Raw genomic sequence first — 13,944 nt, forward strand, 5'->3', positions numbered from 1 at the left:
CCATACGAGCGCTAACACACATCACCATAACGTAAAGCGGAGGTCCTCATGTCGGGCAAGATCCTTGTGGTCGACGATGTTGCAACGAACCGGATCGTGATGAAGGTGAAGTTGGCGACCGCTTGCTACGATGTGATTCAGGCCGATAGTGGCCGTGCCGCGCTCGACATGGCCCGGGCCGAGACACCGGATCTGATTCTGCTCGATGTGCTGATGCCGGATCTCGACGGGTTCACGGTCTGTGAACGGCTCAAGGCCGATCCGCGCACGGCGGATATTCCGATCATCATGATCACCTCGCTGGACGATACCGAAGCGCGGCTGCGGGGTCTGTCCTGCGGCGCGGACGAGTTTCTCTCCAAGCCGGTGACCGAACTGACGCTGCTGGCCCGGGTGCGCAGCCTGCTGCGGGCCAATTCGCGCAATGCCGAGCTGCGCATGCCGATGCAATCGCAGGCTGCGGCTGGGTTTGCCGATGCGCCCATGCCCTTCAAGCAGGCGCAGACCGAATGCGTGGGCCTGCTGATGGCGCAGGACGGCGTCGGGCACCGCTGGGCCCATGGTCTCGCCGACCGGATCCGCGAGGATGTGAAGTTTTTCACCCGCGCGCAGGCGCTCGAGGCCAGCAAGGATCAGGCGGCGGTCTTCGTGATCGAAGCGGATGCCCACCGGCCCGAAGCCGCGCTGGAGATCCTGACGGACCTGCGCTCCCGTCCGGCCACGCGCCATGCCCAGCAGATTTTCATGCTGCAACAAAGCCATCCGGAACTGGCCGCCCGTGCGCTGGATCTCGGGGCCGATGACGTGGTGATCGCGCCAATCTCGGTGCAGGAAATGGCCCTGCGCCTGCGCGCGCAACTGCAGCATAAACGGACAAGCGACCGACGCCGGAACGAGGTGACCGACCGGCTGCGTCAGGCGGTGATCGATCCGCTCACCGGCCTCTACAACCGCCGCTTCGCATTGGGGCAGCTTGCCACCATCGCGCGCGAGGCCGAAGGGTCCACCCGCAGCTTCGCGGTCCTGCTTCTGGATTTCGACCATTTCAAACAGATTAATGACAAGTTCGGCCATGCGGCAGGCGACAAGGTTCTAACCGATACGGCGAAACTGCTTCAGGCCCGGCTGCGCTCGCTCGACGTGATCGCCCGGATCGGTGGCGAAGAATTCCTGATGGTCCTGCCCGACACGGATCTGGACGAGGCCCAGCGCGTCGCGGAGCGGCTGCGCGCGGGCATCGATCAGGCCGAGATCACCCTGCCCGACGGGGTGACGCGGGTGCCGGTCACGATCAGCATCGGCCTGGCCATTGGCGGGCACCGGACCCCCGATGCCAGCGTGTCGGACCTGCTCGAAACGGCGGATCGCGCGCTCTACGCCGCGAAGTCCGACGGGCGAAACCAGGTATCGGTGGGCACGATCAGCTCCGCCGCGTAAGACCCCCCGGGTGCCGCCGGATGGCGGCAACCCCAAGCAGCGCGCAGCACCATCCCCTTGCGCGCCACACGACAGGGGCCGGAGCCCATTTCGGATCTGGCCCCCCTTTCGTCCAATCCAGCGCGTTTTAGTCCTTCGGGGGCTTGTCCCCACGGCGCGGCCGGTTCGCGCGTTCGCGCAGCACCTCTTCGACGCGGTCCGCATAGGCGACCCGCTCGGCATCGCTCATCTGAGCAATCGCACCGATCAGGGCGTTCCGACCCACGGCATTGCGCGCGGACATCGCCTCCGCCTGGGTCGTGAGCAGCGCCTCGAACTCTGCCGGATCGAAGGGCGCATTGCGCAGGCTGTCGAGCAACGCGCGGGTATGACGCCCGCGGGACCGGGGGCCCTGTGACGTCTCGGCCCGGTGCTGATCGAGCGCCTCTTTCAGGACATCCCGGCGTGTGTCATCCAGCGCCCGGATCAGCGGAAAGGGGCTGTCGATCGAGAGCGGTTTGCCCCCCGGCCCACGCGGCCCGCCCCCCAGCACGGCGCCGAGCACCAGCCCGACCACCAGCAGGTTGAGCGCCAGCGACCCATAGAGCAGCCAGCGCTGCTTGCGGCCCGGAGCCTTGGTCTGTGTCTCAGCTTCGGTCATCAGACCCCCTCCTCCAGCGCCAGATCGAAGGACCAGAGCACCGTTTCTGTCGTCGTCTCGCCGCTCAGCAGATCCGCGCTCAGCGAACTCAGTTCGGGCGCGAAGCCTGCGCCCAGCCCGATGCCGAGCACCAGCGAGGCTGCCAGGGCCGTCAAAGGGGCCAGAGCCCACCCTCCTCCGCGCGCGGTCTGAGCCTGCGGGCGGTGCAAGGGCACGACATTGGGCGCGGTCTGGTCCGACGCCGCCTCGGCCTGAACGGCGAGCCCATCGGCGGCGATGCGGTCGAGAAAGCCCGTATCCAGCATCGGCGGCCCGACCCGCGCCTCAGAGAGCAGCGCGTCCAGCTCAGCCTCGGGGATCGGGTCGATGTCACGTCTCCGGGTCATTCCGTAAATCCCAATTCTGCGCGGCGATGGCCCAGGGCCTTTGCCAGCATACGTTTGCCCCGGGAGGTCAGGCTTTCCACCGCCTCCACGGAGATCTCCATGATCCCGGCGATCTCGGGGTTCGACAACCCTTCGAGATGGCGCAAAACCACCGCCTCGCGTTGCCGCACCGGCAGATCCCCCAACGCGGCTTGCAGGGCCTCGGCCCGTTCCGCCTGGCTGAGGATCCGGTCCGCCGAAGGGGCCGGGTCGGGCATCTCGCCCGCCTCGTCCAGCGGCACCGAGCGTTTGCGGCGCAGCCGGTCCATGCAGGCATTGCGCGCCACGGTGTAGAGCCAGGTGCTGGGCGCAGCACCATCCAGGCGCCATTCCGGTGCGATCTTCCACAACTTCATCATGGCCTCCTGCGTGATGTCTTCGGCCTCCGCCCGGTCGCCGAGCAGCCGGTAGCACAACCGGAACACCCGGGGCGCGAGCCGGTCGGTCAGCCGCCGTGCCGCGCGCGGGTCCCCGGCCGCAAATTGCGCCAGCAACTCCGTGTCCGAAACCGCGGTCACCGAAAGAGAAAGGTCGGTCATGAAACGTGCCTAGCGCGTGCGGCGGGTCGGGGCCAGTGCGCGCGGCACTGGCCCCTCTGCCCAGTCAGATCCGGCTCAGCGGTCCATGTGACCACGGCCCGGGCCGCGCTTGCGCGCTGCGAATTCCTCTTCGCTGATGGCGCCGTCCCCATCGGTATCCAGCCCTGTGAACATGCGGCTGCCGCGCTCGGGCGTGCCGAATTCCTCGAGGCTGACCTGCCCGTCGCCATTCGCATCGACCCGCTCCAGCATCGCGTCGAGCCGACGTTCGGCCCGCTCGGCCTTGCGCGTCTCGGCGGCGGCGGCCATTTCTTCGCGGCTCACCTGACCATTGCCGTCGGCATCCAGTGCGGCAAAGCGCTCGGCAGTGGCCGCCTGCAGGTCGGATTGGGTGATCTGGCCGTCTCCGTTGGTATCAAGCTCCAAGAAATCCGGAGCGCCGCGATGGCCTGCACCGTCGCCGCGCGGCGCGGCCATGGCGATGGAGCCAGCGGTCAGCGCCACGAGCAACAGGGCGGTGGTGGGGACTTTTGCGGGGATCAAGGTTTTCATTTGGGTCTCCTTCTTTGTCTGCTCGGCCCCGGCATCTCCGGGACGTCTGTATGTAAAACGCGCCCCGGGCGAAGTTCCGTCGCGGGTATTCGCAAAAAAAGGAACAGGCCTTTTTTCGCGACATCCCGACGCAAGGCAATCTGTCAAAGGGTGTTTGGGCGACCAGCTTGGTAAGCTGAGGTTCGCGAACAGGGGTTGGGAGCTCCGCTATGACATTCGAAACACCGACGACGGAGCGTTTGCTTCGGCCGTCCCTCATACGTGGCTGGCGTCGGCGCTGTCCCAAATGCGGGTCCGGGCCGATGATGCGCAGCTATCTGCAGGTCCGCGAGAGCTGTGCGGTCTGCGGGCAGCAGCTGTCGGGACACCGAGCCGATGACGGCCCCGCCTATCTGACCATTCTCGTAGTGGGCCATTTGATGGCGCCGCTGCTGCATTGGTACTTCGTCACCTTGCGACCCGACCCTCTCAACATCATCGCCGTCTTCTCGGTCGGCTGCGTGGCGCTCTCGCTCTACTTGTTGCCGCGGCTCAAAGGGGCCATGGTCGGGTATCAGTGGGCCAAGCGGATGTATGGTTTCTCGGGATCGGAAACACCGGTCTCCTGACCTTCCGCCCCGGCCAGCGGCGGAGGAAGAATGGACAAAAGCGCGATCCGGCATGCGGCCACGGTGATCCTGATCCGGGATGCGGGCACGGTCCGTCCCAGCGTGCTCATGGGGCAACGGGGCGCCAAGGCCGCCTTCATGCCATCGAAATACGTCTTTCCGGGGGGCGCGGTGGATCCGGAGGATCGGTTCGGCACGACCCTCGCCCAGACCAACCCGGCCTGTCAGGGCAAGCTGGCCAAGGACGCCCGCGGCTGCACGCCCGGCGCGATCTTTGCCGCCGCCATCCGCGAGCTGTGGGAAGAGACCGGTCTGCGCCTGGGGCGTCAGCGGGCTGCACCGGCAGAGCTGGATGCAGAGCTTGGCGACAGCTGGCAGGCCTTTCTGCACAGCGGGGCGGAGCCGGATGCGCGCGCGCTGCGGTTCATCTTTCGCGCGATCACGCCGCCGGGACGGCCGCGTCGCTTCGATGCGCGGTTCCTGCTGGCCCCGGCCTCGGCCCTGATGGATGACCCGGATGATTTTTCCAAGGCCTCCGATGAGTTGAGCCATCTGCACTGGGTGCCACTGGCCAAGGCGCGGGCCCTCGATCTGCCCTTTATCACCGAGGTGGTTCTGGGCGAGGTGACCGGGGCCCTCCCCGCGCTGGAGGCTCCGGAAACGGTGCCGTTCTTTCACCATGACGACAGCCTGTCGCGCTTCGAACGGCTTTAGGCATTGATAAGGCCGGAGCGGACGCGTCCCCGGTCGCAAGGGATCCGGGGGCCGCGTCTGGCGTGCCAGACGCGGCGGTCGCGCCCGCTTTCAAGGGATGCGGGTTTGAGATGGGGTCGGGTTGCGCGCCGGTGAACGGCACGCCCGGGGGCCGCGCCCAAAGGCGCGGCCTGATCCGCCCTTAATAGGGCATGGGATGCGCCTTGTGGGCGGCATCGATCTCGGCCACGACCTCATCGGACAGGGTCAGATCGAGCCCGTTCAGGATATGCTCGAGCTGGGTCACCGAGCTGGCCCCGAAGAGGATCGAGCCCATGAAGGGCCGCGTCTTGCACCAGGCCAGGGACATCTGCGTCAGATCCAGCCCATGGGCCTGCGCGATCCCCGCATAGGCGTCCACGGCGTCCCAGACCCGGGGCGAAACCCGCCCGCCCAGATTGCCATTGATCGCCATGCGCGAGCCATCCGGCACCGCGCCGCCCTGATACTTGCCGGTCAAAAGCCCTGCGGCGAGAGGCGAAAAGGCCATCAACCCCACCTCTTCGTTCACGCACAGCTCGGCCAGATCCGTATCGAAAAGCCGCGCCAGCAGCGAGTATTCGTTCTGGATCGACACCACGCGCGGCAAGCCCTTGTCCTCGGCCATGCGCAGCCATTGGGCCGTGCCCCAGGCGCTCTCATTGCTGAGCCCGAAATGGCCGATCTTGCCCGCCGTCACGAGCTCATCGATGGTCACCAGCACCTCTTCCATATGCGCCATGGTGTCGGCACGGGACTGGCCACTGGGGTCAAAGCTCCAGTTCTGGCGGAAATGGTAGGAGCCGCGATTGGGCCAGTGTAGCTGGTAGACGTCGATATGATCGGTCTGCAACCGCCGCAGGGAGGCCTCAACCGCCTCGAGGATCGTCGCGCACGAGATCGGCGCGCCATCCCGGATCGCCCCGAGCCCCTCGCCCGCAACCTTGGTGGCCAGCACATACTCGCCCCGCCGCCCGGGATTTGCGGCGTTCCACTCCCCGATGATCGCCTCGGTATCGCCCGCGGACTCGGCGCTGATCGGGTTCACCGGATAGGCCTCGGCCGTGTCGATGAAGTTGATCCCGGCTTCCAGCGCCATCGAGATCTGGCGGTGCGCATCCGCGGTATCGGTCTGGGTGCCGAAGGTCATCGTCCCGAGACAGAACTCCGTGACCTGCGGGGCGCCGCGTCCAAGTGCATGTGTTTTCATTGCCGTCTCCTTGTCGGAGCGTCAGCCTAGCGCCCCGGGCGCGACGCGCAAGCGCGCGCTGGCCCGGCGCATCGGTCGCGTTGCGCGCGGGGGCGCGGCCTGCGACAGCTGGGCCATGCCCCTTTGGATCCCCGTCACGCTCTTTGCGGCCTTCGCCCAGAACCTGCGCTTCATGCTGCAGCGTCACCTCAAGGTCACGGGCCTGTCCACGGCCGGCGCGACCTTTGCCCGGTTCTTTTACTCGGCACCGCTCGTCGCGCTGATCGCCATGAGCTACGCAACCCTGCGCGACCTGCCCTTCCCGGAGCTGTCCGCCCGCTTCTGGATCGCCGCGACCCTTGGCGGCACCTCGCAGATCCTCGCCACCATGTGCGTCGTGGCACTCTTTGCCCATCGCAGCTTCGGCGTGGGGATCACCTTCAAGAAGACCGAGGTGATGCTGACCGCGCTGGTGGGCTTTGTCGTCCTCGGCGAAGCCGTGACCTGGGGCGGGGCGGCGGCCATCGCCGTGGGCTTTGTCGGGGTGGTGATCCTGTCGGACCCGCCTGATGCCAGCGGCGACTGGCGGCGCCTGTTGAACAAGGGCGTGGCGCTGGGGCTGGCCTCGGGGCTGCTCTTCGGGTTCTCGGCAATCGGCTATCGCGCAGCCTCCCTCGCGATCGACAGCACGGATGTCTTCCAGCGCGCCTCGGTCACCCTGATGTGCGTCACCGCCTTTCAAACCGCGCTCATGGCCGCCTATCTCGGCTGGCGCGAACGGGGCGAGATCACCCGCGTGGCCGCGTCGTGGCGCGTCTCGTCTCTGGTCGGGCTCACCTCGCTGGCGGGCTCGCTGGCCTGGTTCACCGCCTTCACCCTGCAGAACGCGGCCTATGTCAAAGCGCTGGGACAGGTCGAGCTGGTCTTTTCCTTCCTCGCCAGCACCTTCGTCTTCCGCGAGACCACCACCCCGCGCGAAATCCTCGGGGTCTGTGCCATCGTGGCGAGCGTTCTGCTGCTGGTGCTGACACTTTAGCGTTGCAGCCTCCCGCATGCGCCGCCACCCTGCGCAAAACGGGGCTGGATCGGGGCGCATATGACGGGCACGGCAGCGATCATCGGCAGTGGTGTGATCGGCAGCGGATGGGCCGCGCGCTTCCTGCTGGGCGGGTGGCATGTGCGGGTCTTCGATCCGGATCCCGGGACCGAAGCGCGCCTGTCGGACACCATTGCCCGTGCCCGGATCAGCCTGCCCGGGCTCTATGATACGCCTCTGCCGCCGCCCGGGCGGCTGAGCCTGCATGACACGATCCCCGAGACCGTCGCCGGGGCTGACTGGATCCAGGAGAGCCTGCCCGAGAGGCTGGATCTGAAACGCAAGGTCTTCCAGACGATCCAGGCGGCCTGCCCTCCAGAGGCGATCCTTGCCTCGTCCAGCGCGGGCCTCACGCTCGACGCGTTGCACGGGTGTGCCACCCGGCCCGCCCAGATCTGCAGCATCCGCCCCTGCGATCCGGTCTACCTGCTGCCGCTGGCCGAGCTGACCTGTCCCGATCCCGCGATGGAAGCCCGGGCCCATGCGGTGCTGACCGGGCTGGGCATGTCCCCGCTGGGCGGATCGGTAGCACAGGAACTGCAGGCGGCCCTGCTGCGCCGCGCGCTGGAACTGGTGCATGCGGGCACGGCCACGCCGGATCAGATTGATGAGGCCTTGCGGCTGGGCCTTGCCCCCCTCTGGTCTCAGGCCGGGCCCTTCGCCACCGCCGGAATGGGCGCGGGCCCTGCCCGGTTTGCCGCCGGGCCCGACCCCGCGTCCCCGCCCTGGACGGACAGCCCAAGCCCGGCCGACATCCCTGCCCTAATCCGCGCGCCCGCCGATACGCCCTCGCAAGCGAGCGCGCTGACAGCGCGGGACGCGGCGCTTGTGGGCGTGCTGCGTGCGCTCAAGGCCGAGGCGGTCGGGGCCGGAGCCGGGCTGGCCGCCACGGACCGGGCGCGGGTCCCGGCGCAGGGGGCGGATACGGCCCCCCTGCTGACGGCAGCGCGCACCGTGCCCCGGGATTGGGCCGACTATAACGGGCATATGACCGAGGCCCGCTATCTGCACGCCTTCGGCAATGCCACGGACCGCTTCATGGAGATCCTCGGCGTCGATGCCGCCTATCTGGCGTCAGGCGGGAGTTTCTTCACCGCAGAGACCCATATTCGCCACCTTGCCGAGCTGCGGATCGGGGCGGCGTTCGAGATCCGGACGACCTGCCTCGACGGGGCGGGCAAGCGCATGCATCTGTGGCACGAGATGCGTTGCGACGGGGTTCTGGTGGCCACGGGCGAGCATATGCTGATCCACGTGAGCCTCGAGACACGGCGCCCCGCGCCCCCCGCCCCGCCCGTGTCCGAAGCCTTGGCGCGGATTGCGCGCGCCCATGCCCGGCTGGCCACCGGTCCCGGGGTGGGCCGGGCGATCGGCGATCCGCGCTAGGTGCCGATACCGGTAGAAGCCGCTTGAGAACAAATACGGAACAAATTATCCTCATCCCATGGCGACTCGCAGTTTGACAAAAGCCGGGCTCCAGGCGGGCAGTCTGCATCAGCCCCCCCGCCCGGGGGTCGAGATCCTGCCCGAGATGACCCTTGCCCTGAACCGGGTGCATGAGCTGACCGGCCCGGCCCGCTGGTGTCTGGCCGCTCTGGTGGCCCGGGCGCGCACGGGGCCGGTGATCTGGATCACGCCGAGCTGGCACGCGGATCAGCTCAACCCCCAGGGGCTCGCGCCGATCTGCGACCCGCGGCGGATCCTCACGGTGACGATCGAGCGGAAGGAAGACCTGCTCTGGTGCATGGAGGAGGCCCTGCGCAGCGGGGCGGCCCCGCTGGTGGTGGCCGATCTGCCCGGGCCGCCGGGCCTGACGCCGGTGCGGCGACTGCATCTGGCCGCCGAGCAGGGCGGCACACGGCAAGAGATCGCGCCGCTCGGCGTGCTGCTGACCCCGGATCAGGGCGGCGCCGCCGGGATCGAGAGCCGCTGGTCGCTGATGCCCGCCCATGCCAGCCGTCACAGTGCCTGGACCCTGACCCGCCTGCGCGCCCGCAACGCCCCACCGGGGAGCTGGCGACTGACCGCGCCGCCAACCCCCGAAGGGGTCTGGCGCACCAGCCGGGCCTCGGCCAGCGCCTGAGCACACGGGCGATCATAAGCCCGGCATCCATCGCAATGCAGACTATGCGCCGCGCAGAACGCGGCTATCATCGGGCCATGAAAAGACGATTGTTCTTGTGTACGGCCCTAGCATGGCCGCTGGCGGCCCGGGCCGCGCCCACCCCCTATCAGCTCGCCCCACAAAGCGAGGTGGAATTCACCTTCTTTCTCGCAGGCGCGCCGAGCCGGGGCCGGATGCCCATTCTCGACGCGGATCTGCAGCTCGATTTCCGCCGGGTCTCGGCCTCGCGCGTGGATGTCACGCTCGACGCGGCCGGGGCGCGCACGAACCTGCCGCTGGCCAATGGGGCGCTGAAAGGGCCGAGCATCCTCGACACCAAGCGCTATCCGCGGATCCGCTATACCAGCTCTGCTGTGCGCGCCGAGGAGGGCGGGGCCCGCGTGTCGGGGGAGCTTGAGCTGCGCGACCAGCGCCAGCCCGTGACCCTGAGCGCGCGCTTCTTTCGCCAGCCCGACCGCGACCCCGGGGATCTCAGCCAGCTTGTGATCGAGCTGCGCGGGGCGCTCGACCGTTCGGCCTTTGGTGCGACGGGCTTTTCCGATCTCGTCGCGGACCGGATCGAGCTGCGCTGCCTCGCGACCATCAACCGGGCTGGCTGAGCTGCGGCATCTGCGCCCGTCAAAGCCCATCCTGGTTAACAGATCGGTAAGGTTTTGGTCGCAAAGGTTAATGCAGCCCCGCTGACCGGAGCCGCCATGACCACCCGCGCCCATACCGTCGCCTTCCAAGGCATCGACCCCCGTCCTGTTGAGGTGCAATGCGCCCTGAGCCCCGGTTTGCCGGGGTTTTCCATCGTGGGCCTGCCGGACAAGGCCGTTTCGGAGGCCCGCGAGCGGGTGCGCGCGGCGATGTCCGCCCTGGGCCTCGCGCTGCCCTCCAAGCGAATCACGATCAACCTGTCGCCGGCGGATCTGCCCAAGGAGGGCTCCCATTTCGATCTGCCGATTGCGCTGGCTCTCATGGCTGCGCTCTCGATCATCCCGCCCGAAGCAGCGGAGAACACGCTCGCCCTCGGAGAGCTGTCGCTGGACGGCACGCTGGTCCCTGTCCTCGGGGCGTTGCCCGCAGCTCTGGCCGCAGCCGAGAGCGGTCGGACGCTCCTGTGCCCCGAAGCCTGTGGCGCCGAAGCCGCCTGGGTGGGCGGCACATCGGTGCTCGCGGCCGGATCGCTTCTGGGCGTGATGCGCCACTTTACCGGCGCGGCGCGGCTGAGCCCGGCCCAGCCCGGCGAGGTCGTCGAGACTCCCAATGTGCCGGACCTGTCCGATGTGAAAGGGCAGGAACGCGCGAAACGCGCCCTCGAGGTGGCTGCCGCGGGACGGCATCACCTGCTGTTGGTGGGCTCGCCCGGTTCGGGAAAATCCATGCTGGCCAAACGCCTGCCCGGGATCCTGCCGCCACTCGACGCCGCCGAAGCGCTCGAAACCTCGATGGTCCACTCCCTCGCCGGTCTGCTGGATGCGGGCGGGATCTCGCGCTTGCGTCCCTTTCGCGATCCGCATCACACGGCCTCGAGGGCCGCGATGGTGGGCGGCGGGCGCTGGGCCCAGCCCGGAGAGATGTCGCTCGCCCATAACGGGGTGCTTTTTCTCGATGAGTTGCCCGAATACGCCCGAGATGTGCTGGAGAGCCTGCGCCAGCCCATCGAGACCGGCTCGGTCGTGGTGGCCCGGGCAAACGCCCATCTGCGCTATCCCTGCCGGTTCCTGCTGGTGGCGGCGGCCAACCCCTGCAAATGCGGGCATATGTTCGACCCGGCCCAGGCCTGCGGGCGCGCGCCGCTCTGCGGGGATGACTACATGGGACGGCTCTCCGGGCCGCTTCTGGACCGGTTCGATATCCGTCTCGATGTGCCTCCGGTCAGCTTCTCGGATCTCGATACACCGTCCCAGAGCGAGCGGTCCGAGACGGTGGCGGCCCGCGTGGCCGCGGCGCGCGCACGGCAGGCCGATCGGTTCGCGGGGCGCGACGGGGTGCGCGTGAACGCCGATGCGGAAGGCGCTCTTCTGGAGGAGATCGCGACGCCCGATGCAGCAGGGCGCGCCCTGTTGAGGGACGCGGCCGAACGCTTCGGGTTGACCGCGCGGGGCTATCACCGGGTGCTCAAGGTCGCGCGCACCATTGCCGATCTCGATGGCGCAGACCAGATCGCCCGACCGCATCTGGCCGAAGCGCTCAGCTACCGGGTGGTGATCCGCGAGACGGCCGCCTGACCCTCACGCCTTGCGCGCCTCGATCGCATCCCAGATCAGCGCCGCGCCATTGGTCCCGTCAAAGCGCTCCAGCTCCTGAAGGCCCGTGGGCGAGGTGACGTTGATCTCGGTGAGATAGGGACCGATCACGTCGATGCCGACAAAAATCTGGCCCTTCTCGCGCAGGAAGGGTCCGATGGCATCACAGATCTCGCGATCCCGCTCAGACAGGCCCACCGGTTCGGGCCGCCCGCCCACATGCATGTTCGACCGGGTTTCGCCCGCGGCAGGCACGCGGTTGATCGCGCCGATCGGCGCGCCGTCCACGAGGATGATGCGCTTGTCGCCCTGGGCCACATCCGGCAGGAATTGCTGCATGATCAGCGGCTCGCGATTGATCCCGGCAAAAAGCTCATGGAGAGAGTTCAGGTTGCGATCCTCAGCGGTCAGACGGAACACCCCCGCCCCGCCATTGCCATAGAGCGGCTTGAGAATGACATCGCCAAACTCCGCCTTGAAGGCTTTCAGATCGTCGAGATTGCGCGCGATCATGGTGGGCGGCGTCAGATCGGGAAATTGCAGGACCAGCAGCTTCTCGGGGGCGTTACGCACCCAGAAGGGGTCATTCACCACCAGCGTGTCCTCACCGGCCATGTCGAGCAGGTGGGTTGTGGTGATATACCCCATGTCAAAGGGCGGATCCTGCCGCAGCCAGACCACATCCATATCGGACAGATCAACCGTCTCGCGCGGGCCAAGCACTGCGGGATCCCCAACGACACGCTGGATCTCGGCCCAGTGGCCCGTGGCGCGCAGCCTGCCGCGGTCAAATGTCAGATCCGCCGGACCATAGACGAAAATCCGGTGCCCGCGCGCCTGCGCCTCTTCGGCCAGCCGAAAGGAGCTGTCGGCATCGATATCGACCTCTGTGATCGGGTCCATCTGAAAGGCAATCTTCATGGCGCGGGGCTCCTTCTGGCAGCATGCGCCTGTCTTGCCGCAGCAGGCAGGCCAGCGCAATGGCTGGCAACCTGCCGGAATTCACATGGTGATGTTCGGAATCACACGGAACCGGCCCATCCCGTCAAGGGCCGCGAGATCCACCCGCATATCCATCAAGGCCAGGTCCGGATGCGCCCCGACAAAGGCCTCGGCAGCTGTCTGAATGCGCGCAACCTGTGTCCAATGAAGGCTTTCGATGGCTCTTTCAAAACTGCTGCTCGATTTCACTTCGACAAAGACGAGCAAATCGCCGCGACGAAAGACCAGATCGATCTCGCCACCGCCCCCACGCCAACGCCGGGCCAGCAGAACACAGCCCCGGTCGCGATAGGCCCGTTCAATCCGCGCCTCGGCAGAGAGGCCCGAGAGATGGGCACGCTGTCCACGGTCGCGCAACGCGGCCTGTGCCGGGCGCGGGGTCACTTGGGGCAATGTCACATCCATACCCCAGCCTTCCACACAGGATTTAAGACTTGCCTAAGATCGCCAGGGCTTCCTTGTAGACCTGTCGGCGCGGCGCACCGGTGGCGGCGCTGACCTGGGCCACGGCGTCCTTTGCGCTCTGGCTTGCGAGCGCTTCGGTGAGCATCTCCGTTATGTCCTCGGGTGAGATCTCTGCCGCTGCGGCGGGCCCCACCAGCACCACGATCTCGCCCTTTGGCGGGGCCTCGACCACCAGCTGAACCAAGTCGCCCAGGGCTGCGCTGCGGATCTCTTCGAAGCGTTTGGTCAACTCGCGGGCGATAACCGCCGCGCGCGCGGGTCCGAGGATCTCGGCCATGTCGGAGAGGCTTTTTTCCAGCCGTTTCGGGCTCTCGTAGAAGATCAGCGTCCCGGGCACCGCCGTCAGCGATTGCAGCACTTTACGCCGCGCGCCCTTGGCCGAGGGCAGAAACCCTTCGAAAAAGAACCGGTCCGTGGGCAGTCCCGCAAGGGACAGGGCCGTCACCGCCGCCGAAGGGCCCGGCGCCGCCGTGACCCCGTGCCCCGCCGCCCGCGCCACCTGTACCAGATCGTATCCAGGATCCGCGATCAGCGGCGTTCCAGCCTCGGAGGCATAGACCACCAGCGCCCCGGCCGCGAGATGATCCAGCACCTTGTCCCGCATCCTGGGGCCCGAATGGTCGTGATAGGCCAGAAGCGGGCGCCCGCCCACGGCCACCCCGTGCATGTCCATCAGCCGCCGCAGGCTGCGCGTGTCCTCGGCCACCAGCACCGTCGCCTCGCGCAACAGATCAAGCGCGCGCAGGGTGATGTCGCGGGCATTGCCGATCGGCGTTGTTACCAGAACAAGGTGGCCCGCGCGCGGGTCTGACATCGTTGCAATCCTCTTTTAGGCAAGCCGGGCAACGCCCGTTTACATAGCGCTATGCGCCCTTTAGGTTCGGCCAGTGACGACCACCCCTG

At 67.6% G+C, this 13,944-nt stretch carries 16 protein-coding genes; 8 read left to right on the forward strand and 8 right to left on the reverse strand.

Going from position 1 to position 13,944, the window contains the following annotated elements; translation table 11 throughout:
* Nucleotides 1-48: 48 nt before the first annotated feature.
* On the forward strand, nucleotides 49-1,437 hold the full coding sequence (locus ACP150_RS03015; RefSeq protein ID WP_424965060.1) for a diguanylate cyclase: 1,389 nt from the start codon (nucleotides 49-51) through the stop codon (nucleotides 1,435-1,437).
* Between the two features lie 127 nt (nucleotides 1,438-1,564).
* Here ACP150_RS03015 and ACP150_RS03020 read toward each other — a convergent pair whose 3' ends face one another.
* From ACP150_RS03020 to ACP150_RS03035, 4 genes are all read right to left on the reverse strand, one after another.
* On the reverse strand, nucleotides 1,565-2,077 hold the full coding sequence (locus tag ACP150_RS03020; protein ID WP_424965061.1) for a periplasmic heavy metal sensor: 513 nt from the start codon (nucleotides 2,075-2,077) through the stop codon (nucleotides 1,565-1,567).
* A complete protein-coding gene (locus ACP150_RS03025; RefSeq protein WP_424965062.1) occupies nucleotides 2,077-2,463 on the reverse strand; it encodes a hypothetical protein in 387 nt (128 codons plus the stop codon). The genes ACP150_RS03020 and ACP150_RS03025 overlap by 1 nt, the downstream gene beginning before the upstream one ends.
* Nucleotides 2,460-3,041, reverse strand: coding sequence for an RNA polymerase sigma factor (locus ACP150_RS03030; protein ID WP_424965063.1), 582 nt, complete (start codon nucleotides 3,039-3,041; stop codon nucleotides 2,460-2,462). The genes ACP150_RS03025 and ACP150_RS03030 overlap by 4 nt, the downstream gene beginning before the upstream one ends.
* Nucleotides 3,042-3,116: 75 nt before the next feature.
* Nucleotides 3,117-3,593: an EF-hand domain-containing protein gene (locus ACP150_RS03035; RefSeq protein WP_424965064.1), complete on the reverse strand. Its 477-nt coding sequence runs from the start codon at nucleotides 3,591-3,593 to the stop codon at nucleotides 3,117-3,119.
* A 209-nt stretch (nucleotides 3,594-3,802) separates the two neighbouring features.
* Here ACP150_RS03035 and ACP150_RS03040 point away from each other — a divergent pair, with 209 nt between their 5' ends.
* Both ACP150_RS03040 and ACP150_RS03045 read left to right on the forward strand, forming a co-directional pair.
* Complete coding sequence (locus ACP150_RS03040) at nucleotides 3,803-4,201, forward strand: DUF983 domain-containing protein (RefSeq protein ID WP_424965065.1); 399 nt, start codon at nucleotides 3,803-3,805, stop codon at nucleotides 4,199-4,201.
* A gap of 30 nt (nucleotides 4,202-4,231) precedes the next feature.
* Nucleotides 4,232-4,915, forward strand: a complete 684-nt coding sequence (locus ACP150_RS03045; protein WP_424965066.1) for an NUDIX hydrolase — start codon at nucleotides 4,232-4,234, stop codon at nucleotides 4,913-4,915.
* A 181-nt stretch (nucleotides 4,916-5,096) separates the two neighbouring features.
* On the opposite strand, the gene ACP150_RS03050 is transcribed toward ACP150_RS03045, so the two are convergent.
* Complete coding sequence (locus tag ACP150_RS03050) at nucleotides 5,097-6,143, reverse strand: aldo/keto reductase (RefSeq protein ID WP_424965067.1); 1,047 nt, start codon at nucleotides 6,141-6,143, stop codon at nucleotides 5,097-5,099.
* A gap of 115 nt (nucleotides 6,144-6,258) precedes the next feature.
* Between ACP150_RS03050 and ACP150_RS03055 the strand changes: the two genes are divergently transcribed.
* The 5 genes from ACP150_RS03055 (at nucleotide 6,259) to ACP150_RS03075 (ending at nucleotide 11,556) form a co-directional block, all read left to right on the forward strand.
* On the forward strand, nucleotides 6,259-7,158 hold the full coding sequence (locus ACP150_RS03055; RefSeq protein ID WP_424965068.1) for a DMT family transporter: 900 nt from the start codon (nucleotides 6,259-6,261) through the stop codon (nucleotides 7,156-7,158).
* A gap of 60 nt (nucleotides 7,159-7,218) precedes the next feature.
* Complete coding sequence (locus tag ACP150_RS03060) at nucleotides 7,219-8,604, forward strand: thioesterase family protein (protein ID WP_424965069.1); 1,386 nt, start codon at nucleotides 7,219-7,221, stop codon at nucleotides 8,602-8,604.
* 58 nt (nucleotides 8,605-8,662) lie between these two features.
* Nucleotides 8,663-9,301 (forward strand): ImuA family protein, encoded by a 639-nt coding sequence (locus ACP150_RS03065; RefSeq protein WP_424965070.1) that lies wholly within the window; start codon nucleotides 8,663-8,665, stop codon nucleotides 9,299-9,301.
* Nucleotides 9,302-9,378: 77 nt separating this feature from the next.
* On the forward strand, nucleotides 9,379-9,942 hold the full coding sequence (locus ACP150_RS03070) for a YceI family protein (RefSeq protein WP_424965071.1): 564 nt from the start codon (nucleotides 9,379-9,381) through the stop codon (nucleotides 9,940-9,942).
* Nucleotides 9,943-10,038: 96 nt separating this feature from the next.
* Nucleotides 10,039-11,556, forward strand: a complete 1,518-nt coding sequence (locus ACP150_RS03075; RefSeq protein ID WP_424965072.1) for a YifB family Mg chelatase-like AAA ATPase — start codon at nucleotides 10,039-10,041, stop codon at nucleotides 11,554-11,556.
* Nucleotides 11,557-11,559: 3 nt separating this feature from the next.
* Here the strand turns inward: ACP150_RS03075 and gshB are convergent, their stop codons facing one another.
* The 3 genes from gshB to rsmI all read right to left on the reverse strand — a co-directional run bounded on the left by gshB (nucleotide 11,560) and on the right by rsmI (nucleotide 13,855).
* Entirely contained in the window at nucleotides 11,560-12,495 is a 936-nt protein-coding gene (gshB, locus tag ACP150_RS03080; protein ID WP_424965073.1) for a glutathione synthase, read from the reverse strand.
* A gap of 81 nt (nucleotides 12,496-12,576) precedes the next feature.
* On the reverse strand, nucleotides 12,577-12,981 hold the full coding sequence (locus tag ACP150_RS03085) for a YraN family protein (protein ID WP_424965074.1): 405 nt from the start codon (nucleotides 12,979-12,981) through the stop codon (nucleotides 12,577-12,579).
* Nucleotides 12,982-13,003: 22 nt separating this feature from the next.
* On the reverse strand, nucleotides 13,004-13,855 hold the full coding sequence (gene rsmI, locus ACP150_RS03090; protein WP_424965075.1) for a 16S rRNA (cytidine(1402)-2'-O)-methyltransferase: 852 nt from the start codon (nucleotides 13,853-13,855) through the stop codon (nucleotides 13,004-13,006).
* Nucleotides 13,856-13,944: the final 89 nt, after the last annotated feature.

This window comes from Dinoroseobacter sp. S375, assembly GCF_049800775.1.
Taxonomy (GTDB): Bacteria; Pseudomonadota; Alphaproteobacteria; order Rhodobacterales; family Rhodobacteraceae; genus Dinoroseobacter.

Excerpts from the sequence above, each read along its gene's own strand:
- ACP150_RS03015 (WP_424965060.1), top strand. The coding sequence starts at position 49 with ATGTCGGGCAAGATCCTTGTGGTCGACGATGTTGCAACGAACCGGATC.
- ACP150_RS03020 (WP_424965061.1), bottom strand. The coding sequence starts at position 2,077 with ATGACCGAAGCTGAGACACAGACCAAGGCTCCGGGCCGCAAGCAGCGC.
- ACP150_RS03025 (WP_424965062.1), bottom strand. The coding sequence starts at position 2,463 with ATGACCCGGAGACGTGACATCGACCCGATCCCCGAGGCTGAGCTGGAC.
- ACP150_RS03030 (WP_424965063.1), bottom strand. The coding sequence starts at position 3,041 with ATGACCGACCTTTCTCTTTCGGTGACCGCGGTTTCGGACACGGAGTTG.
- ACP150_RS03035 (WP_424965064.1), bottom strand. The coding sequence starts at position 3,593 with ATGAAAACCTTGATCCCCGCAAAAGTCCCCACCACCGCCCTGTTGCTC.
- ACP150_RS03040 (WP_424965065.1), top strand. The coding sequence starts at position 3,803 with ATGACATTCGAAACACCGACGACGGAGCGTTTGCTTCGGCCGTCCCTC.
- ACP150_RS03045 (WP_424965066.1), top strand. The coding sequence starts at position 4,232 with ATGGACAAAAGCGCGATCCGGCATGCGGCCACGGTGATCCTGATCCGG.
- ACP150_RS03050 (WP_424965067.1), bottom strand. The coding sequence starts at position 6,143 with ATGAAAACACATGCACTTGGACGCGGCGCCCCGCAGGTCACGGAGTTC.
- ACP150_RS03055 (WP_424965068.1), top strand. The coding sequence starts at position 6,259 with ATGCCCCTTTGGATCCCCGTCACGCTCTTTGCGGCCTTCGCCCAGAAC.
- ACP150_RS03060 (WP_424965069.1), top strand. The coding sequence starts at position 7,219 with ATGACGGGCACGGCAGCGATCATCGGCAGTGGTGTGATCGGCAGCGGA.
- ACP150_RS03065 (WP_424965070.1), top strand. The coding sequence starts at position 8,663 with ATGGCGACTCGCAGTTTGACAAAAGCCGGGCTCCAGGCGGGCAGTCTG.
- ACP150_RS03070 (WP_424965071.1), top strand. The coding sequence starts at position 9,379 with ATGAAAAGACGATTGTTCTTGTGTACGGCCCTAGCATGGCCGCTGGCG.
- ACP150_RS03075 (WP_424965072.1), top strand. The coding sequence starts at position 10,039 with ATGACCACCCGCGCCCATACCGTCGCCTTCCAAGGCATCGACCCCCGT.
- gshB (WP_424965073.1), bottom strand. The coding sequence starts at position 12,495 with ATGAAGATTGCCTTTCAGATGGACCCGATCACAGAGGTCGATATCGAT.
- ACP150_RS03085 (WP_424965074.1), bottom strand. The coding sequence starts at position 12,981 with ATGGATGTGACATTGCCCCAAGTGACCCCGCGCCCGGCACAGGCCGCG.
- rsmI (WP_424965075.1), bottom strand. The coding sequence starts at position 13,855 with ATGTCAGACCCGCGCGCGGGCCACCTTGTTCTGGTAACAACGCCGATC.